The following is a 17,981-nucleotide window of genomic DNA, read 5'->3' on the forward strand; positions in this document are numbered from 1 at the left end:
TTGATAAAAAAGAGAAACAATCTTTATCCGAAATTAGAGCAAGGAGGAATAAAAAGATGAGCCTTGATATTCATTTTCAAGTAAAAGAGAGCGTACTTTGCATTCGATTAACAGGAGAGCTCGATCATCACTCCGCAGAAACATTGAGACAAAAGGTGACGAATTATTTGGAAACAGAGGACATTCGCCACATTGTGCTCAATTTGGCTGATTTAACGTTTATGGACAGCTCAGGTCTCGGAGTGATTTTAGGAAGATATAAAGAAATTAAGCAGCTTGGCGGAGAAATGGTCGTCTGTGCTATTTCGCCAGCAGTGAACCGGTTATTTGATATGTCTGGCTTATTTAAAATCATCCGTATGGAGCCTTCAGAGCAAACGGCATTGCAAACATTGGGGGTGGCATCATGAGGAATGAAATGAACCTGACCTTCTCTGCATTAAGTCAAAATGAATCCTTTGCGAGGGTGACAGTCGCGGCGTTTATCGCCCAGCTTGATCCGACATTAGATGAATTAACAGAAATCAAAACCGTTGTGTCAGAGGCGGTGACAAACTCCATTATCCATGGCTATGATGGAAATCCAGATGGCAAGGTGCATATCGAAGTCACACTTGATGACCATGTTGTGTACCTCACCATCCGTGACGAAGGAATGGGCATTACAGATCTTGAGGAAGCAAGACAGCCGCTTTTCACGACAAAACCAGACTTAGAACGCTCTGGAATGGGCTTTACCATTATGGAGAATTTTATGGATGATGTCATGATAGACTCATCTCCAGAAATGGGCACAACCATCCGTTTAACAAAGCATCTATCAAAAAGCAAAGCGCTTTGTAATTAAAGGAGCTGCTCATATGGATGTGGAGGTAAAAAAGCAAGCAAAAAAAGCCCAGCTGTCAAATGATGAAGTCAAAGAGCTCATCAAAAAAAGCCAAGACGGTGATCAGCAAGCAAGAGACCTCCTCGTAGAAAAAAACATGCGTCTTGTTTGGTCCGTTGTTCAGCGCTTTTTAAATAGAGGATATGAACCAGATGATTTGTTTCAAATTGGCTGTATTGGACTGCTAAAATCTGTTGATAAATTTGATTTGTCATATGATGTGAAGTTTTCGACCTATGCTGTCCCAATGATCATTGGTGAAATCCAGCGATTCATTCGAGATGATGGAACAGTCAAAGTCAGCCGGTCACTAAAGGAACTTGGTAATAAAATCCGGCGGGCAAGAGATGAATTGTCTAAGTCTCACGGAAGAATGCCGACCGTCCTGGAAATAGCCGAATATCTAGATATCACACCAGAGGATGTCGTCCTCGCTCAAGAAGCGGTCCGAACGCCGTCGTCGATTCATGAAACGGTGTATGAAAATGACGGGGACCCGATTACATTACTTGATCAAATTGCCGATCATTCAGAAGAAAGATGGTTTGATAAAATCGCGCTGAAAGAAGCGATCAAGGAATTAGAAGAACGAGAAAAACTCATTGTGTACTTAAGATATTATAAAGATCAAACACAATCTGAGGTAGCGGAGAGACTCGGCATTTCACAAGTACAAGTCTCGCGGCTTGAAAAGAAAATTTTAAAACAAATCCAAATGCAAATGGATCAAAAAGAGAGCTAGCCAATTCGGCTGGCTTTTTTCGTGTGGTAATTACCGGTAAATCAAGTTCTCTCGGTATGAGAACCATTTTTCACCACATACTATTTTTAACCCATCGTATAGGAAGTGACTTGGATGGACGGACAAATCTTTCTTCGGCTACGCCATCGCATTAAGACCGGTAATGATCAGCTCATTTATTTAGAAGATATCGCCCAAATCACTGGTGATGAGTTTGCTGTGCAAAAGCTTAGCAAGATGCCGATATATCATGTCAGTAAAAAGGATCGTCACATCGCCGTTCTTGATATCATGCATGTGGTCAAAACGATCAAAAAAACATGGCCAGACATCGACATTCAAACCGTCGGAGGCGCTGAAGCCATTGTTGAAATTGATACAGGCAAACGCCAGCTTTCTTCCGTTTTATTTGTGTTCGTGTGGCTTTTATTATTTGTCGGAGCGGCGCTTGCCATTATGAATTTCCACGAGGATGTCAGTATGCGGCTCGTTCATATCCGCCTATATGAAATGATCACAGGAAAAACGGTTGAGCATCCTTATTTATTGCAAATTCCATATAGCTTCGGTCTAGGCTTTGGCATGATTTTATTTTTCAATCATGTATTTAAAAAGCGTTTAAATGAAGAACCAAGTCCGCTTGAAGTGGAGATGTTTAAATATCAGCTCGATCTCGATCATTATGTCGCCCTTAAAGAAAATAAAGAGACAATGAAAGATATCCATGATCGGTAAGTGGCTTTTTGTCGCGTTAGTTGGACTTGGCGGCGGTTTAACGGTAGGAGCAGGGTTTGTGGCATTTCTCACAGTGCTTGGCATCATCCCTCGTTTAATGCAATTAACGAAAACGCAGCGCTTCATACAAGGATACGAGGCAGCTGTCATCACCGGGGCGGTCGTTGGCGGCTGGGCAACCTTGAGCGAGGTGCATTTGCATTTATCCAAATGGCTGGCGCTCCCGATCGGTCTTTTGGCTGGCATTTTCGTCGGCATGCTTGCAGCTGCGCTGACTGAAGTATTAAATGTACTTCCTATATTAACGAAAAGAATTGGAATGGACGGGAAAATTGTTTTGCTTCTCATGGCCATTGTCTTAGGCAAAGTATTTGGTTCACTATTCCATTGGCTGATTTATATTTAAAAATTTGGAGGGAACAACCGTGTCGAGTTTAAAAGAGAACTATCCATCTAAGGTGAAAACGTATCAGCCCAAACCTCCTTATGTCCTCAACTGCATCAAGGCTTTTCTTGTTGGTGGATTGATCTGTGCCATAGGCGAGGGGCTGCAACATTTCTATATTCACTTTTTTGATTTTAATGAAAAAACAGCAGGGAACCCAACAGTGGCGACCCTCATTTTAATTTCTTCTATATTAACTGGTATCGGTATTTATGATAGAATCGGCCAGTTTGCCGGAGCGGGATCGGCTGTTCCGGTGACAGGATTTGCAAACAGTATGACAAGTGCTGCCCTTGAGCATAGAAGTGAAGGGCTTGTTTTAGGGGTTGCCACCAATATGTTTAAGCTTGCTGGGAACGTCATTGTATTTGGTGTCGTTTCGGCATATGTCGTAGGGATCATTCGATACGTCTTGGAAAAGATGTTTTCGTAGGAGGAATGAATCGTGAAACTAACAGGTAAACAATCTTGGGTTTTTGAGCACAAGCTTTACGTCAATGCAGAGGGAACAGCTGCAGGGCCGAAAGAAAAAGAAGGACCGATTGGTCATTTAATTGATAAAACGTATGACGAAATCCATTGTGATCAAAAGAACTGGGAAATGGCTGAAAGAAAACTTATGGAAGATGCGATATCCAGTGCTTTATCAAAAGCAAATTTGCAAAAAAGCGATATTGATCTATTGCTCGCAGGAGATTTACTCAATCAAAACGTCACAGCAAACTATGTGGCAAGAGAACTGAAAATCCCGTTTCTTTGTTTGTTTGGGGCATGCTCAACCTCAATGGAATCGGTCGCCATTGCGTCAGCACTCATTGATGGCGGTTTTGCCAATAGAGCCATTGCAGCTACAAGCAGTCATAATGCAACGGCAGAACGCCAATTTCGTAATCCAACAGAATACGGGGGACAAAAACCAGATACAGCCACAAGTACCGTCACTGGGAGCGGGGCCGTTATTATTAGCCAAGAGCCCTCTCCAATTCAAATTACAAGCGCTACAGTAGGCAGGGTGATGGATCTTGGAATTACAGATCCATTTGACATGGGATCGGCCATGGCTCCGGCAGCGGCAGATACCATCAAGCAGCATTTAGAAGATCTCGGAAGAACGGTGGACGATTACGATCTGATTTTAACAGGGGATTTATCTGGTATTGGTTCACCAATTTTAAAGGATCTTCTGAAGGAAGAAGGCATTCAGCTTGGGAGGAAGCATGATGATTGCGGTTTAATTATCTATACACCCGATCAAAATGTATTCGCTGGTGGGAGCGGCTGTGCTTGTTCAGCTGTTGTGACATTTAGTCACATTTTTCAAGAAATGAAAGCAGGGAATCTGCAAAGAGTACTCGTTGTGGCAACCGGAGCGCTTCTAAGTCCAATGATGGTCCAGCAAAAAGAGACCATTCCAACCATTGCGCACGGTGTCGTATTTGAGCGTGCAGGAGGAGAGAGCTAATGGATTATCTTATCGCTTTTGTTGCAGGCGGACTTATTTGCGTCATTGGCCAGCTTTTACTAGACGTACTCAAACTTACGCCTGCACATGTCATGACCACCTTTGTTGTGGCGGGTACCATCTTAGACGGATTCGGTATTTATGATAAATTTATTGAATTTGCAGGTGCGGGCGCAACCGTACCAATCGTCAGTTTTGGTCATAGCTTGCTTCATGGGGCGATGCATCAGGCAGATGTACACGGGTTCATTGGAATCGGGATCGGTATTTTTGAATTAACTTCTGCTGGAATTTCAGCTGCGATTTTATTCTCATTTATTATCGCTCTTATCTTTAAACCGAAAGGATAACCTAATATGGGGCAAAGACGGAAAGTCATTTTAGTGACAGACGGAGATATATATGCTGCCAAAACCATTGAGCTTGCTGCTAAAAATGTCGGTGGGCGATGTATTTCCAGCTCAAAAGGAAATCCAAGCAAACGAACAGGACCTGAACTTGTGCAGATGATTTTAAAAACGCCGAATGATCCAGTGTTTGTCATGTTTGATGATTCTGGTCTGACAGGTGAAGGAACAGGGGAGATAGCGATGAAGCATGTGGCGCGTCATCCTGAAATTGAAGTCATTGGGGCGATCGCCGTTGCATCCAAAACGCATCAAGCTGAATGGACAAAGGTTCATGTTTCCATTGACCGGGAGGGTGAACTGACAGAATACGGTGTCGACAAGCATGGTCTTCCTGAGATGGAGCCTCATAAAATGAGCGGAGATACCGTGTATTGTCTTGATTCGCTCGATCTTCCGTTTGTTGTTGGAATTGGAGATATTGGAAAAATGGGACGGAAAGATGATCTGAGCAAAGGGTCTCCGATCACAATGAAAGCAGTCGAATTAATTTTAGAAAGGAGTGGTTTCCATGAAGAAAGACAAGGTAAACGTGTACCGAGATCCGAAGAAAAATGAAGATTACTTTAAAGAAAATGTCGGAATGGGTCTCAGCTTTGACCTTGGCGTGCGGAAAATTTATATACACGATCAGGAAATCCAACTTTACTATGTAAATGGACTGTGTGACACACAGTATGTCATCTACTTATTAAAAGAGCTAGTTGAAATCAATGACAACGAACCTGAATCAGATGACATGGCCCGTGTGATTGAGAATCGTCTTGTCAATCAGCAGGTCTCAAAGGTTGAAACACTTGATGAAGCGGTAGACCAAGTGCTGTCGGGCCTTGTGGCAGTTGTAGTTGAAGGTGAAAACTACGCATTTATCATTGATGTCAGAAGCTATCCTGGCAGAATGCCAGAGGAGCCGGATACAGAAAAGGTTGTCCGGGGCGCAAGAGACGGTTTTGTTGAAAACATTATTGTCAATACAGCACTCATACGAAGACGGGTGCGAGATGAAAAACTGAGATACAAAATGCTCAAAGTAGGCGAACGTTCGAAAGCGGATGTATGTGTTTGCTACATTGAAGATATTGCGGACCCAGATCTTGTCGATATCATAGAGAAAGAAGTGTCAGGAATCAAAGTCGACGGGTTGACAATGTCTGATAAAACAATTGAAGAATTCATTATTAAACAAGGATACAATCCCTTTCCCCTTGTACGTTACACCGAGCGTCCAGATGTCGCCGCTAACCATATACTAGAAGGGCATGTCATCATCATTACGGATACATCTCCTAGTGTCATCATTACGCCAACCACCATTTTTCACCACGTTCAACATGCAGAAGAATACCGCCAAGCACCCGCAGTTGGTACGTTCCTAAGATGGGTACGCTTTTTAGGCATTTTATGTTCAACGTTTCTTTTACCAATTTGGTTTCTGTTTATCCTTGAACCAAGTCTTCTGCCAGATCATTTAAGCTATATTGGCTTTAACAAACCGTCCCATATTCCAGTGATTTTACAAGTATTTCTAGCTGATTTTGGGGTGGAATTTTTAAGGATGGCTGCAATTCATACGCCAACCGCATTGTCGACCGCCATGGGACTGATTGCGGCTGTTTTAATTGGGCAAATTGCTATTGATGTCGGTTTATTTACACCAGAGGTCATTTTATACGTCTCACTAGCGGCAATTGGTACATTTACAACCCCAAGCTATGAGCTGAGTGTCGCCAATAAGATTGTACGACTCATCATATTAGCGCTCGTGGCGATCTTTAAGCTGAATGGACTCATCATTGGTTTTACGTTGTTACTCATCTACTTAACATCCATTCGTTCATTGCAGACGCCTTATATGTGGCCGTTTATTCCTTTTAATGGGAAGGCTTTGTGGCAAGTGCTGATTCGGACGTCTGTTCCTGGCTCAAAAGTAAGGCCAAGCATTGTTCACCCTCAAAACAGATCAAAAATTCCACCAAATTCTTAACGCTCATTGAAAGTGGCTGAAGATTGTGATATTGTATTTTTAACTTTGAGAAACGGCAAAAAGGCAGCTCACGCAGCTGTCTTTTTTCAGCCGAGGCGGAGAAAGAGGGAATGACATTGTATTTACATGGCACTTGCAGACAAAATGAACTCGGTCATTTAGAAATTGGTGGTGTTGATGCCGTTTCTTTAGCTGAAACGTATGGGACACCACTTTATGTATATGATGTGGCTTTAATACGGGAGCGTGCAAAAAGCTTTCAAAAAGCATTTATAGAAGAAGAGTTAAAAGCGCAGGTAGCATATGCGAGTAAAGCATTTTCCTCCATCGCGATGTTTCAGCTTGCCAAGGAAGAAGGATTATCTCTTGATGTCGTATCAGGCGGGGAGCTTCACACAGCCATTTGCGCTGGGTTTCCGGTCGAAAAAATTCATTTCCATGGCAACAATAAAAGTAGAGATGAATTAAAAATGGCGTTAGAGCACGAGATCGGCTGTATCGTTGTAGATAATTTTTACGAAATGAAGCTCATTGAAGAGCTTGGTCAAGAGCTGTCAAAACAGGTGAAAGTGCTGCTGCGTATCACACCAGGTGTCGAAGCGCATACGCATGATTACATTACAACAGGCCAAGAGGATTCCAAATTTGGCTTTGACCTTCACAATGGACAAGCAGATGAAGCGGTGAAACAAGTACTTGGATCAGAAGTGATCGAGCTGTTAGGCGTTCATTGCCATATTGGTTCACAAATATTTGATACAGCTGGTTTTGTCCTTGCAGCAGACAAGATCTTTTTGAAGCTGGATGAATGGAGAGAATCATTTGGTTTTATTTCGACCGTGTTAAACTTAGGCGGCGGCTTTGGCATCCGTTATACAGAAGAAGATGAACCACTTCCTGCGACAGAATACGTCGAGAAAATTATCCAAGCTGTAAAAGAGAACGTGACACGCTATGCGTTTGATATGCCGGAGATTTGGATTGAGCCAGGCCGCTCTCTTGTTGGTGACGCAGGGACAACGCTTTATACGATCGGTTCATCAAAACACGTACCTGGCATTCGCGATTATGTTGCGGTAGATGGGGGAATGAGTGACAACATTCGTCCAGCTTTATATCAAGCGAAATATGAAGCGGCAAGTGCCAACAAAATGAGCCAATCGCACGATCAAACAGTTTCTATTGCAGGGAAATGCTGTGAAAGCGGAGATATGCTTATTTGGGATATCGATCTGCCAGAGTTATCACAAGGAGATTTATTAGCTGTCTTTTGTACCGGAGCTTACGGCTACAGTATGTCAAATAACTATAACCGCATCCCGCGCCCGGCTGTTGTATTTGTAGAAGACGGGGAAGCGCAGCTTGTGGTTGAACGTGAAACATATGCGGATATTGTCAAACTTGATTTACCGTATCAATCAAAAGTGAAATCATCTATGTAAAAAAAGCTGCCTGTACATCAGGCAGCTTTTTATAATGACTTATTTTCCTCCAGTAAATACAGAGACGATCGCGTTCCAAATGGAGACAAAGAAATCCCAAATCTTTTGAAGTAGGTTTTTCCCTTCATCTGATTCTATGAATTTCGTAATCTTGTCTTTTGCTTTATCGATTTGAGATCCTACCTGGTTCCAATCGATATTGATGTTCTTCATTTTATCGAATAGAGAAATAAGCTGATCCTTTTGATCTTGCGTTAGATTTAAGTTTAAATCAGAAGCAGCCTGATCCACTTTTTCTTCTACTTCTTTTGTTGTTTTAGGGACACCATTTTTCGCAATGTCATCCTTGATTTTTGCGATAAGGGCAGAAGCATTGTCTTTCCCGATGGAGTCACCCAATTTAGACGTTGTCACAAGCTCTTCGTTTGCTACCTGCTTCACATCTTCTGGAATGGCTTTGTCGCTAGACACTTCATAGGCTTTTAATAAACCCGTAAGTGCGGCTGTACCAGAAACTTCAAACGGTGCAGTCACAACAACCTTAGCATCCTTGACACCGGCTGTCATTAAAGCATTTAAATACATCTCATCTGTAATGGTCTTGATGTTATGTGTATCCACAGTCAGACCAGTACCTGATTTTTCAATGGTGATAGATGAAGATGATAATGCTCTCGTCCCGATAGAAGAACGAGGGATATACTTTCCTAAATATTCATGCTCTTCTTTATTGGTTACTTCAATTTTTGTCGCATTTTCAGGTGGATTCAACTCGTCAAGCACCTTCTGGCGATCAGCCGGAGTTAAGTCTTGCCCAAGTGTGACGATGACATCGCCGACAGCTGCATCCGCTAAGCTGACTTTTGGCGCACCAATGAGGAAAAGGAGCGCTGCCATCATACTAAGCATTGATTTTTTAAACATGTTGACCTCCTTCAAGTCGAAAGGGTTCCTCTTTCAAGAGAAACTCATCTTTTGAGTACACGTAAAGAAATGTACTCCATCATATAGACGTAACAAATCGATTCGACGTTTCAATTTTCTTTTTAAGATGTTTTCCTTTTCCAAAAAATAAAGACATGTTGCTCATTCTGTCACCAATTTAATAGGAAAAAAGGATCAAGCTCTTCTATTGTATCAATCCTAAGAAAAGAGGTAAATCACAATCAAGAGCAGGGGATGTTTAACATGACCGAAAATGTGCTATAATGAGCGTTGTTTAACCTGAAAGGAGAATGTGAAAAATGGCAAAAAAAGGATACATACAACTAACGAATGGTAAGAAACTTGAGTTTGAACTATACCCAGAGGCTGCTCCAGGTACAGTAGCAAACTTTGAAAAATTAGCGAATGAAGGCTTCTACGATGGATTGAAATTCCACCGCGTTATCCCAGGCTTCGTAAGCCAAGGCGGCGATCCAAACGGTAATGGAACTGGTGGTCCTGGTTACACAATTAAATGTGAAACAGAAGGGAATCCACATCAACACGAAAGAGGTTCATTATCAATGGCGCATGCTGGTAAAGACACGGGCGGTAGCCAATTCTTTATCGTCCATGACCCGCAGCCGCACTTAAACGGTGTTCACACTGTTTTTGGCAAAGTAACATCTGGTATCGAGGCTGTTCTAGATATGGAACAAGGCCAAGGAATGGAAAAAGTCGAAGTTTTCGATGCTTAATCCAAAACACCGCTTAAACGCGGTGTTTTTTTATTATCAATCTGATTTTACGGTTATTTGTTCCGTGAGGCGGTAGGTGATGAACCAATATAAAAGGGCAATGGCGCTAACAGAGGCGCCAAATAAACATACTCCGCTCCAGCCATTGTTTGCGTATATGCTAGTGGAAGCAATGGAACCAGTCGCACTGCCGATGGAGTAAAAAATCATATAAGCAGCAGTGAGCCGGCTTCTCGCCTCAGGCAGCACTGTGAAAATCATACTTTGGTTGGTCACATGTACAGCCTGCACAGATAGGTCAAGAATAATAATACCGATGATTAATAAAATAAGTGAATATTCAGTGAAAAAGATAAAAAACCATGAAACAAGTAATAGGACAAGGGCTATACAAGTTGTTAATTGTCCTAAGCCTCGATCAGCAAGGCCTCCAGCCCGAGCCGCGCCTAATGCACCAGCAACTCCGGCAAGACCAAATGCACCAATTGCCGTATGTGAAAGATTGTATGGCGAGCTGCTGAGAGGCAGCACGAGCGAAGTCCACAACGTGCCAAACACGATAAAGATCAGTAAACCCAGTATGCCTCGGATGCGAAGAATTCGTTCTTGTCTGAACAATGTAAACATTGAAGCGAGCAGCTTCATATAGGATATAGACGCTCTCTTGCTGGCAGTGCGCGGGAGATACCGGTATAACACGGCGGTTATGATGAGCATCATAACGGCAGACACGAGATAGACTGACCTCCAGCCGGCGAGATCAGTTAGTACACCAGCAAACGTTCGTGCGAGAAGAATACCAATCACAATGCCACTTTGAACCAAGCCCACGATACGGCCTCGTTCTTCAGGAGCAGCCCATGTCGCTGCGAACGCTACGAGTACCTGAGTGACCACAGCAAGCATGCCGACGACAGCCAGCCCTATGAACAGGACGGTGGCAGTAGGGGCGATGCCGACTAGAATCAGAGATAATACGGATACAAGCATCTGAGCCATGATGAGCCGCCTTTGATTGAACAGATCACCAAGTGGTACGATCAGTAGCAGTCCTAGTGCATAACAAAGCTGAGTAATCGTAATGACGATGCCAATGGATGAATAGGTGATGCCAAACTCGGATGCGAGGGAGTCTAATAACGGTTGTGCAAAGTATATGTTTGCAACTGCCATCCCGCAGGCTGACGCAAAAAGCAGAGCCATATAGCGAGTCATCGCTTGTTTCGGTTTGTTTTGTAAATGAGTCGTTTCCAATTCAAGATGTTCTATGGAAGTGATTTTTTCTTTCACCATGCATGTCGTCGTCTCCTTTTGTACTAAAAAGTATAATATACTGATCGGTATATTATGATTCCTGTTAAGGATAACCAACAAAACATTTTAAAGTCAATACTTTCATCTTGAAAGAGGAAGGCAATTTGACAATCATACGTCGATAAAATAAAATTATAATATACCGATTGGTAATCAAATAGAGAATAATATCAAAAAATAGATGTCTGACTTTGTGAAGAAATTTTAATGTTGAAATGAGGAATTGCTGATGGTTCGACAACGGGAATTTGACAAGGAAAAAGCGTTGGATGAGGCAATGGTGCTTTTTTGGGAAAAGGGGTATAGGGCCACTACATTAAGTGATTTGACTGAAAAAATGGGAATACAGCGGCCAAGTTTATACTCAGCGTTTGGAGATAAAGAGGAATTATTTGAGGCCGCATTACGCAAATATACAAAGCAGCATGCTGCTCATATTCGAACAAAACTTCAAAACAATCTTTCTGTCAAGGAAGCATTTCATGCATTATTTGCAGATTTAGTAGAAGAGGAATATAGAGATGGTCCGAGTAAAGGGTGTTTTTGCATCAATACAATAGTGGAACTTGCGCCACACGAAGAGAAATTTGAAATTCTTACAAGAGAGCATCAGATGTATCTTTCCGTCATTTTCGAAGAAAGAATTGTTCAAGGTATTCGCTCGGGTGAGCTCAAAAAAAGCCTGAATGCTAAAGCTTTAGCACAAACACTGGTCGTTTCTTTCATTGGACTGACCGTCCTCATGAAATCTCGTACAGAGCGTTCATTTGTAGATCATTCTGTAGCGACGATACTTTCCATATTAAAATAATGACAACATGCTATGGCATCCTCCTACTATAAGAGTGATGGACAAAATTCGATTTTGTGATATGATAAGAGAACAAACATTCGCATTTGTGGGTGTCGCCACATTGTCAGTACAAATCTAAAAACCGTGGTCGTGCTGAAAGAAAGCAGGAGATAATTTGAAACCATTAACAAAAGAAGAAAAAAATCACATGATGATTGCCATTCAGCGTTATTTTGCCGAAGAACGAGAAGAAGAAATTGGTGAATTAGCAGCCATCAATATACTAGAATTTATCACAAAAAACCTTGGAAGCTATTATTATAATCAAGGGGTTCGTGACAGCCGGAACATCGCTGTTCAGAGATCGCAATTGTTAGAGGAAGATTTATTCGCACTCGAAAAAAGATGATCATTAATGATGTGTACCTTGCTAACTGATAAAGAGGAAAGAGACCCCCTTAATAAAGAACGCATATTCGTATCATATGTAATGATGAAAAGGTGGAACCAAAGGTCCATCTCAATCGTTATATAAGTAACCATTAATGGAAATCAGCTTTTTTGGTTTTATTTCATCAAAAGAAGGAATAAAACATACAAATAGGCGAAGTGCAGATGATGGAGGTTCTAAATATGGGGAAAATTAAATTGAAAATGGCCATCTTATTTGTTTTACTGCTTTGTTTAGGCGCAGGTTATTTATACATGAATGGCATGAAAATTGAAGATGTGCCAACAGCCATTGGTGAAAGCTTAACAAATAATGATAAAGATTATACCATCTATGAATATACCATTACGAAAATTGACGGAGATGAATATTACGGTCAAGCAAAAAACGGCACAAAAATCATTTTTAGTGGAAAGAAATTCGAAGATGATGTGGTCGACTTGAAGAAAGGTGATCGTATTAAAGCCTACTTTAGTAATGAAAAGAGAATAGATGGTCTTATAAAAGTAGTAAAAGTCGTTAATTAACAAGTCTCCTTTCCTATAAGGAGGCTTTTTTGTGAGAAATCTTGATTGTTGCATTTGACAACAAGGATCGCTATAATAGCCCCTAAGGACAGCTAAATATCGATTGTATCCTTCGGGGCAGGGTGAAAATCCCGACCGACGGTAATAAAGCAAATGCTTTACAGCCCGTGACCCGTTAATTTATTAACGGTTGATTCAGTGAAAAGCTGAAGCCGACAGTGAAAGTCTGGATGGGAGAAGGATAAAGAAAGCTATGAACAAAAAATATTTGTTGATCATAGTTTTATTTCTGATGCAAAAAAGCCAAAGCCCCGGAATTTTTTCCGGGGCTTTCTGTATGTACATGTAGTTAATAGACCGGCATGCAGTGTTTATTAGGTGATCCCTCATCTACCTTGTATGGACCATAAAAAGCGACGAAGGTGCTCAATCGATCACATGTCCCTAACATCGCTTTTTTATAAAGTGAGAAATACAAATGAAAAGAAAGGGAGGATCACATGTTTACGGGGATAATTGAAGAAGTAGGCACCGTTCAGTCATTAAGCAAAAAGTCAGCAGATGCCATGGAAATTGTCATTCAGTGCAGCCGTGTGCTAGAAGATGTTCACCTTGGAGACAGTATTGCGATCAATGGTGTATGTCTTACAGTCACAAACTTTACAAAAGCACAGTTCGCAGCAGATGTGATGCCAGAGACGGTCAAAGCGACATCACTGGATCAGCTGACATCAGGCAGTCCAGTGAATTTAGAGCGGGCCATGTCCTCGAATGGACGATTCGGCGGTCATTTTGTCTCAGGACATGTTGACGGGACAGCAGTCATTACCCGAATAGAAAAGAAAAGTAATGCCATTTACTATGATTTAGAGATGGAAAAGACCCTCACAGATATGCTCACGCAAAAGGGTTCGATCGCAATAGATGGTGTCAGCTTAACCATTTTCGATTTGCAAGATTCACACGTCACAGTCTCTATTATTCCCCATACGCTTGAAGGAACTATTTTCCCGACTAAATCTATGGGAGAGATCGTGAATATAGAGTGTGACATGATCGGTAAATATATTTATCGCTTTTTAACAAAAGAACAAGATGAAAAGCAGCCATCCCGATTGACCCCATCATTTTTAAAAGAGCACGGATTCTAGGAGGCGATTGTATGTATCATTCAGTAGAAGAAGCAGTAAATGCTCTAAAAGAAGGAGAAATCATTATCGTTGTGGATGATGAAGACAGAGAAAACGAAGGAGATTTTGTGGCACTTGCTGAGCACGCCACGCCTGAAGTGATTAACTTTATGGCTTTACATGGAAGAGGCCTCATTTGTACACCGGTCCATGCGTCGATTGCTAAACACCTGAACCTGCATCCAATGGTAGAAGAAAATACAGATGCTCACCATACAGCATTTACAGTGAGCATTGATCATGTAAAAACGACGACTGGAATTAGTGCTTTTGAGCGCTCTACGACTATGCTTGCCATGTTAAATAAAGACGCAACACCAGAAGAATTTGCCCGCCCAGGTCATGTATTTCCGCTCATTGCAAAAGAAGGCGGCGTACTAGAAAGACCAGGTCATACAGAGGCGGCGGTAGATCTTGCGAAACTGGCAGGTTCAGAGCCAGCGGGTGTCATATGTGAAATTATGAATGTAGATGGCTCAATGGCGCGTGTTCCAGAACTAAAAGAGATCCAAAAACAGCACGGTTTAAAAATGCTGACAATAGAAGCATTGCAAACCTATTTAATTAATAAAGAAACAGCAACGATTGAAACAAAATAAAAATCACAAAAAAGGATGATCAACATATGAATACAATACAAGGGCATGTAGTAGCAGAAGGACTAAAATTTGCAATTGTCGTCGCAAGATTTAATGACTTTATTACAAGTAAACTGCTTGATGGAGCAGAAGATACATTGCTCAGACACGGAGCAAACGGTGACGATATTGATGTCGTGTGGGTACCGGGTGCTTTTGAAATTCCGTACATGGCAAAAAAACTCGCTGAAACAGAGAAATACGATGCCGTCATTACACTTGGAACTGTAATCCGGGGCGCAACAACTCACTACGATTATGTTTGTAATGAAGCCGCTAAAGGAATTGCTCAAAGTGCCATGTCAACAGGGGTACCGATTATCTTTGGTGTACTAACAACAGAATCCATTGAACAAGCCATCGAAAGAGCCGGTACAAAAGCTGGAAATAAAGGTAGCGAATCGGCTGCAGCTGCCATTGAAATGGCGAATCTCAACCGTACCTTTCGTTAATTTAGTGAAAAAGAGTTTAAAAACGGTATAAAAATGTTTATAATGTGTGATGAGCAAATGATTCGTGAGACATTTGCTGGACATAAGGATAATTTGAATATTGAGGGGTATATATGTTAATTCGTTATAAGAGGTCTTTTGAAAAAATTGCCATGGGGCTACTCTCTTTCATGCCGGGTGAGAAAGACGTCAAACAGCTTCAGCAGACGATGAAGTCATATGAAATGGATGAAAATCGGCAGCTGTTCCTTTGGAAAGATGGCGAGGATATCGTAGGTGCTATTGGTGTGTTGAAAACAGACGACCAAGTACAAATCGAGCATATTAGTGTGAATCCATCCCATCGAGATCAAGGAATCGGCAAGGAAATGGTTTTAGCCGTGGAAGAGGTATTCAAAACCAAAACACTCATTCCAAATGAATTAACGCAAGGCTTCTTTCATAAGTGTCACAGCGAAACAAACTAAATATCACACATGTAAAAGCAGAGGCTACAGTCCTCTGCTTTTTTTACGTTCGATTTGCTTTTTTCGTTCAAGCAATACATCTGTCCGGTCACGCAGTCTATGTTTTTCGATCAAAAATGTGTGGGATAAGTTGCTCTCCTGACCAAAGATCAGTCCTTCTTTTTGAGCCGTTTCTTGGCATAGAGACAGGAGCGCTTCATCTTTAATCGGGAGCATCACACTTTCGTAGGGCATGTCTTCAGCCATTTTCTTCTTCAGCGTTCTCAGAAGTTTGAGAAATGCCTCATCATCCAGACCGAGGTTCGATAATACGGGCCGGTTTGCTTCCAGCAAGTGGAGGCTATTTGAAATGAGCCGTTTTGCACCTTTTCCATTTCCCCGTCTTTGATGATACAAAGCAACGGCAAGCTGAATGAAGCCAACCCAATATTCTTTGCGCTGCTCAGGCGGGTCTTCCTTCCAATACTCCTCAAGAATTTCATGACACTCAAAATAATCTCTTGTCGTATGAAATTCATGTAAAAAAGCCACGTACGCTTCAGGATACACAGTGGTCATCTCCTTTTCCACTCTCAGTCTAACATATTGAAAAGAAAAGAAGAAAGAGCGCCCTTCTTGAAAGGACGCTCTGTTTCTTTAATAAACCCAAGCCGCGCCAACGATGATCAGCAAGATGAAAAGCACGACAATAAGCGCGAAACCTCCGCCAAAGTTATAGCCATCTCCCATAATGATACGGCCTCCTTTTTTATCAGTTCTGTTTACAATGGTATTCTATGTATAAATGCCCTGAGTGGTATGGGCGAAACCACTGTTTTTCTTATTTCGCCTAGGACATCATGGTCGAAATTATATTGGACGAGAGCTTTATCCTGTCTTATACTAAAGGTTAGCCGGTGAAACGGTACTTAGAAGACAGTAGAAATGGTGAGAAAAAATGCTGGAATATCAGGTGAAAATAGATTCGTTTGAAGGTCCTTTGGACTTGCTTTTACATTTAATCAACCGGTTGGAAATTGATATTTATGATATTCCCGTTGCTAAAATTACGGAGCAGTATTTATTATATGTGCATACCATGAGGGAGCTTGAACTTGATGTGGCAAGTGAATATTTGGTGATGGCTGCAACCCTCCTGAGTATTAAAAGCAGAATGCTCCTTCCGAAACAAGAGGAAGAGCTATTTGATGAAGACCTGCTTGAAGAGGAAGAGGACCCTCGAGAAGAGCTGATTGGCAAACTGATTGAATACCGAAAGTATAAAGATGCAGCACAAGAACTAAAGGAACGCGAGGAAGAAAGGCAAAATGCCTTTACAAAACCTCCGAGTGATTTAAGCGAATTTGCAAAAGAATCGGAAGCGAAGGACACAAACCTGCATGTCACGGTGTATGATATGTTAGGTGCGTTCCAAAAGGTATTGAACCGAAAAAAAATAACGAAACCAGCACCATCTAGGATTACAAGACAAGAAACCCCGATTGAAGACAGAATGAATGAGATTATGAAACATTTAAGAAAAACGAAAAAGCGGACCAATTTCATGACTCTATTTCAACATGATCAAAAGGAGCACCTTGTCGTGACGTTTCTTGCTGTTCTTGAATTGATGAAAAGTCATCAAATCATGTTAGAGCAGGAAGGAAACTTTGAAGACATTTATATAATAGGGAGTGAAACGATTCATGACGCTTGATATCGTGAATTGGAAAGCCATCATAGAAGCGCTGCTTTATGCAGCAGGTGACGAAGGTTTAACAAAAAAACAGCTCATGTCTGTTCTTGAAGTAGAAGAGGCAGCGTTACTCGACATGATGTCTGCCGTAAAGGAAGAATATCAAAAACAAGAACGAGGAATTGAGCTCATTGAATATGCAGATTCTTATATGCTGCTGACGAAAAAGGAATACAGCATTTATTTGAAAAAATTAGTCGAGACCCCATCCAAAGGTTTGTCTCAAGCAGCACTTGAAGTACTCGCAATCGTTTCTTATAAACAGCCGATCACACGCAGTGAGGTAGAAGAAATCAGAGGAGTCAAATCAGAGCGGGTGCTTCATAGTTTAGTAGCCAAAGCGCTGCTCTGTGAAGTTGGACGTGCCGATGGCCCTGGGCGAGCAATTCTTTATGGGACAACACCTACCTTTTTAGAGCAGTTTGGCTTAAAGGCATTGGATGAATTACCGCCGCTTCCAGAGAATGTGGAAGCAGATGGTGTACAAGAAGAAGCTGATCTATTTTTTGAAAACTTCAATCAAACATTTGAAGAGATAAAATAGTTCAAAAGAATGAAAAATGTATGGTAAAATATAAAAAAGATTTTAGGTCTAACATCTATTGATGTCAGATAAAATGGTCATAAAG

General features: G+C 41.6%; 24 protein-coding genes, 1 pseudogene and 1 riboswitch. Of the genes and pseudogenes, 21 read left to right on the forward strand and 4 right to left on the reverse strand.

From position 1 onward, the window contains the following. The first annotated feature begins 56 nt into the window (after positions 1–56). The 11 genes from spoIIAA (at position 57) to lysA (ending at position 8,103) form a co-directional block, all read left to right on the forward strand. Positions 57–410: an anti-sigma F factor antagonist gene (spoIIAA, locus tag MHI11_RS08040; protein WP_044141066.1), complete on the forward strand. Its 354-nt coding sequence runs from the start codon at positions 57–59 to the stop codon at positions 408–410. After that, complete coding sequence (gene spoIIAB, locus MHI11_RS08045; RefSeq protein ID WP_012010447.1) at positions 407–847, forward strand: anti-sigma F factor; 441 nt, start codon at positions 407–409, stop codon at positions 845–847. Before spoIIAA ends, spoIIAB begins: the two co-directional genes overlap by 4 nt. A gap of 13 nt (positions 848–860) precedes the next feature. Beyond that, a complete protein-coding gene (sigF, locus tag MHI11_RS08050; protein ID WP_044141067.1) occupies positions 861–1,628 on the forward strand; it encodes an RNA polymerase sporulation sigma factor SigF in 768 nt (255 codons plus the stop codon). Between the two features lie 114 nt (positions 1,629–1,742). Further along, positions 1,743–2,363: a stage V sporulation protein AA gene (locus MHI11_RS08055; RefSeq protein ID WP_044141068.1), complete on the forward strand. Its 621-nt coding sequence runs from the start codon at positions 1,743–1,745 to the stop codon at positions 2,361–2,363. Beyond that, entirely contained in the window at positions 2,353–2,769 is a 417-nt protein-coding gene (locus tag MHI11_RS08060) for a stage V sporulation protein AB (protein ID WP_044141069.1), read from the forward strand. The genes MHI11_RS08055 and MHI11_RS08060 overlap by 11 nt, the downstream gene beginning before the upstream one ends. 19 nt (positions 2,770–2,788) lie before the next feature. Next, complete coding sequence (gene spoVAC, locus MHI11_RS08065) at positions 2,789–3,241, forward strand: stage V sporulation protein AC (protein WP_003215687.1); 453 nt, start codon at positions 2,789–2,791, stop codon at positions 3,239–3,241. A gap of 12 nt (positions 3,242–3,253) precedes the next feature. After that, entirely contained in the window at positions 3,254–4,270 is a 1,017-nt protein-coding gene (gene spoVAD, locus MHI11_RS08070) for a stage V sporulation protein AD (RefSeq protein ID WP_044141070.1), read from the forward strand. Then, positions 4,270–4,620 (forward strand): stage V sporulation protein AE, encoded by a 351-nt coding sequence (gene spoVAE, locus MHI11_RS08075; protein ID WP_007501045.1) that lies wholly within the window; start codon positions 4,270–4,272, stop codon positions 4,618–4,620. The genes spoVAD and spoVAE overlap by 1 nt, the downstream gene beginning before the upstream one ends. A 6-nt stretch (positions 4,621–4,626) precedes the next feature. Continuing rightward, on the forward strand, positions 4,627–5,235 hold the full coding sequence (locus MHI11_RS08080; protein WP_003216039.1) for a stage V sporulation protein AE: 609 nt from the start codon (positions 4,627–4,629) through the stop codon (positions 5,233–5,235). Next, entirely contained in the window at positions 5,189–6,661 is a 1,473-nt protein-coding gene (locus tag MHI11_RS08085; protein ID WP_044141071.1) for a spore germination protein, read from the forward strand. The genes MHI11_RS08080 and MHI11_RS08085 overlap by 47 nt, the downstream gene beginning before the upstream one ends. A gap of 116 nt (positions 6,662–6,777) precedes the next feature. Continuing rightward, complete coding sequence (gene lysA / locus MHI11_RS08090; protein WP_044141072.1) at positions 6,778–8,103, forward strand: diaminopimelate decarboxylase; 1,326 nt, start codon at positions 6,778–6,780, stop codon at positions 8,101–8,103. Between the two features lie 39 nt (positions 8,104–8,142). On the opposite strand, the gene MHI11_RS08095 is transcribed toward lysA, so the two are convergent. Next, positions 8,143–9,027 (reverse strand): DUF1002 domain-containing protein, encoded by an 885-nt coding sequence (locus MHI11_RS08095; RefSeq protein WP_003215933.1) that lies wholly within the window; start codon positions 9,025–9,027, stop codon positions 8,143–8,145. A 320-nt stretch (positions 9,028–9,347) separates the two neighbouring features. Between MHI11_RS08095 and MHI11_RS08100 the strand changes: the two genes are divergently transcribed. Continuing rightward, positions 9,348–9,785: a peptidylprolyl isomerase gene (locus tag MHI11_RS08100; protein WP_003215505.1), complete on the forward strand. Its 438-nt coding sequence runs from the start codon at positions 9,348–9,350 to the stop codon at positions 9,783–9,785. Positions 9,786–9,821: 36 nt separating this feature from the next. Here the strand turns inward: MHI11_RS08100 and MHI11_RS08105 are convergent, their stop codons facing one another. Further along, entirely contained in the window at positions 9,822–11,078 is a 1,257-nt protein-coding gene (locus MHI11_RS08105; RefSeq protein ID WP_044141073.1) for an MFS transporter, read from the reverse strand. A gap of 250 nt (positions 11,079–11,328) precedes the next feature. Between MHI11_RS08105 and MHI11_RS08110 the strand changes: the two genes are divergently transcribed. From MHI11_RS08110 to MHI11_RS08140, 7 genes and pseudogenes are all read left to right on the forward strand, one after another. Next, a complete protein-coding gene (locus MHI11_RS08110; RefSeq protein ID WP_044141074.1) occupies positions 11,329–11,910 on the forward strand; it encodes a TetR/AcrR family transcriptional regulator in 582 nt (193 codons plus the stop codon). 157 nt (positions 11,911–12,067) lie between these two features. Continuing rightward, complete coding sequence (locus MHI11_RS08115; RefSeq protein WP_340960819.1) at positions 12,068–12,301, forward strand: DUF2164 domain-containing protein; 234 nt, start codon at positions 12,068–12,070, stop codon at positions 12,299–12,301. 224 nt (positions 12,302–12,525) lie between these two features. Then, the gene (locus MHI11_RS08120) at positions 12,526–12,870 is read left to right on the forward strand and encodes a hypothetical protein (protein ID WP_044141075.1); all 345 of its coding nucleotides are present in this window, start codon (positions 12,526–12,528) and stop codon (positions 12,868–12,870) included. A gap of 104 nt (positions 12,871–12,974) precedes the next feature. Continuing rightward, a riboswitch (FMN riboswitch) is annotated at positions 12,975–13,116 on the forward strand. 254 nt (positions 13,117–13,370) lie between these two features. Continuing rightward, complete coding sequence (gene ribE, locus MHI11_RS08125) at positions 13,371–14,021, forward strand: riboflavin synthase (RefSeq protein WP_044141076.1); 651 nt, start codon at positions 13,371–13,373, stop codon at positions 14,019–14,021. Positions 14,022–14,032: 11 nt separating this feature from the next. Then, positions 14,033–14,638, forward strand: a pseudogene (ribB, locus tag MHI11_RS08130) (3,4-dihydroxy-2-butanone-4-phosphate synthase); the annotation flags it as partial. Between the two features lie 47 nt (positions 14,639–14,685). Continuing rightward, complete coding sequence (gene ribH / locus MHI11_RS08135) at positions 14,686–15,150, forward strand: 6,7-dimethyl-8-ribityllumazine synthase (protein ID WP_012010433.1); 465 nt, start codon at positions 14,686–14,688, stop codon at positions 15,148–15,150. 113 nt (positions 15,151–15,263) lie between these two features. Beyond that, the gene (locus tag MHI11_RS08140) at positions 15,264–15,617 is read left to right on the forward strand and encodes a GNAT family N-acetyltransferase (protein ID WP_003215830.1); all 354 of its coding nucleotides are present in this window, start codon (positions 15,264–15,266) and stop codon (positions 15,615–15,617) included. Positions 15,618–15,641: 24 nt separating this feature from the next. On the opposite strand, the gene MHI11_RS08145 is transcribed toward MHI11_RS08140, so the two are convergent. Next, positions 15,642–16,166, reverse strand: a complete 525-nt coding sequence (locus MHI11_RS08145) for a DUF309 domain-containing protein (RefSeq protein ID WP_044141077.1) — start codon at positions 16,164–16,166, stop codon at positions 15,642–15,644. 87 nt (positions 16,167–16,253) lie between these two features. Continuing rightward, complete coding sequence (locus MHI11_RS08150; RefSeq protein WP_012010430.1) at positions 16,254–16,346, reverse strand: YjcZ family sporulation protein; 93 nt, start codon at positions 16,344–16,346, stop codon at positions 16,254–16,256. A gap of 208 nt (positions 16,347–16,554) precedes the next feature. On the opposite strand from MHI11_RS08150, the gene MHI11_RS08155 reads away from it, so the two are divergent. Together MHI11_RS08155 and scpB are read left to right on the forward strand one after the other, a co-directional pair. Beyond that, positions 16,555–17,313, forward strand: a complete 759-nt coding sequence (locus tag MHI11_RS08155) for a segregation/condensation protein A (RefSeq protein ID WP_044141078.1) — start codon at positions 16,555–16,557, stop codon at positions 17,311–17,313. Next, on the forward strand, positions 17,303–17,896 hold the full coding sequence (gene scpB, locus MHI11_RS08160; protein ID WP_034661126.1) for an SMC-Scp complex subunit ScpB: 594 nt from the start codon (positions 17,303–17,305) through the stop codon (positions 17,894–17,896). Before MHI11_RS08155 ends, scpB begins: the two co-directional genes overlap by 11 nt. Positions 17,897–17,981 lie beyond the last annotated feature (85 nt).

The sequence above is a fragment of the Bacillus sp. FSL K6-3312 genome (assembly GCF_038007485.1).
GTDB lineage: Bacteria > Bacillota > Bacilli > Bacillales > Bacillaceae > Bacillus > Bacillus pumilus.

Excerpts from the sequence above, each read along its gene's own strand:
- sigF (WP_044141067.1), top strand. The coding sequence starts at position 861 with ATGGATGTGGAGGTAAAAAAGCAAGCAAAAAAAGCCCAGCTGTCAAAT.
- MHI11_RS08120 (WP_044141075.1), top strand. The coding sequence starts at position 12,526 with ATGGGGAAAATTAAATTGAAAATGGCCATCTTATTTGTTTTACTGCTT.
- spoIIAA (WP_044141066.1), top strand. The coding sequence starts at position 57 with ATGAGCCTTGATATTCATTTTCAAGTAAAAGAGAGCGTACTTTGCATT.
- MHI11_RS08150 (WP_012010430.1), bottom strand. The coding sequence starts at position 16,346 with ATGGGAGATGGCTATAACTTTGGCGGAGGTTTCGCGCTTATTGTCGTG.
- MHI11_RS08085 (WP_044141071.1), top strand. The coding sequence starts at position 5,189 with ATGAAGAAAGACAAGGTAAACGTGTACCGAGATCCGAAGAAAAATGAA.
- spoIIAB (WP_012010447.1), top strand. The coding sequence starts at position 407 with ATGAGGAATGAAATGAACCTGACCTTCTCTGCATTAAGTCAAAATGAA.
- MHI11_RS08105 (WP_044141073.1), bottom strand. The coding sequence starts at position 11,078 with ATGGTGAAAGAAAAAATCACTTCCATAGAACATCTTGAATTGGAAACG.
- MHI11_RS08055 (WP_044141068.1), top strand. The coding sequence starts at position 1,743 with ATGGACGGACAAATCTTTCTTCGGCTACGCCATCGCATTAAGACCGGT.
- MHI11_RS08110 (WP_044141074.1), top strand. The coding sequence starts at position 11,329 with ATGGTTCGACAACGGGAATTTGACAAGGAAAAAGCGTTGGATGAGGCA.
- MHI11_RS08140 (WP_003215830.1), top strand. The coding sequence starts at position 15,264 with ATGTTAATTCGTTATAAGAGGTCTTTTGAAAAAATTGCCATGGGGCTA.
- MHI11_RS08060 (WP_044141069.1), top strand. The coding sequence starts at position 2,353 with ATGATCGGTAAGTGGCTTTTTGTCGCGTTAGTTGGACTTGGCGGCGGT.
- ribH (WP_012010433.1), top strand. The coding sequence starts at position 14,686 with ATGAATACAATACAAGGGCATGTAGTAGCAGAAGGACTAAAATTTGCA.
- ribE (WP_044141076.1), top strand. The coding sequence starts at position 13,371 with ATGTTTACGGGGATAATTGAAGAAGTAGGCACCGTTCAGTCATTAAGC.
- spoVAE (WP_007501045.1), top strand. The coding sequence starts at position 4,270 with ATGGATTATCTTATCGCTTTTGTTGCAGGCGGACTTATTTGCGTCATT.
- MHI11_RS08080 (WP_003216039.1), top strand. The coding sequence starts at position 4,627 with ATGGGGCAAAGACGGAAAGTCATTTTAGTGACAGACGGAGATATATAT.
- scpB (WP_034661126.1), top strand. The coding sequence starts at position 17,303 with ATGACGCTTGATATCGTGAATTGGAAAGCCATCATAGAAGCGCTGCTT.
- MHI11_RS08095 (WP_003215933.1), bottom strand. The coding sequence starts at position 9,027 with ATGTTTAAAAAATCAATGCTTAGTATGATGGCAGCGCTCCTTTTCCTC.
- MHI11_RS08100 (WP_003215505.1), top strand. The coding sequence starts at position 9,348 with ATGGCAAAAAAAGGATACATACAACTAACGAATGGTAAGAAACTTGAG.
- MHI11_RS08155 (WP_044141078.1), top strand. The coding sequence starts at position 16,555 with ATGCTGGAATATCAGGTGAAAATAGATTCGTTTGAAGGTCCTTTGGAC.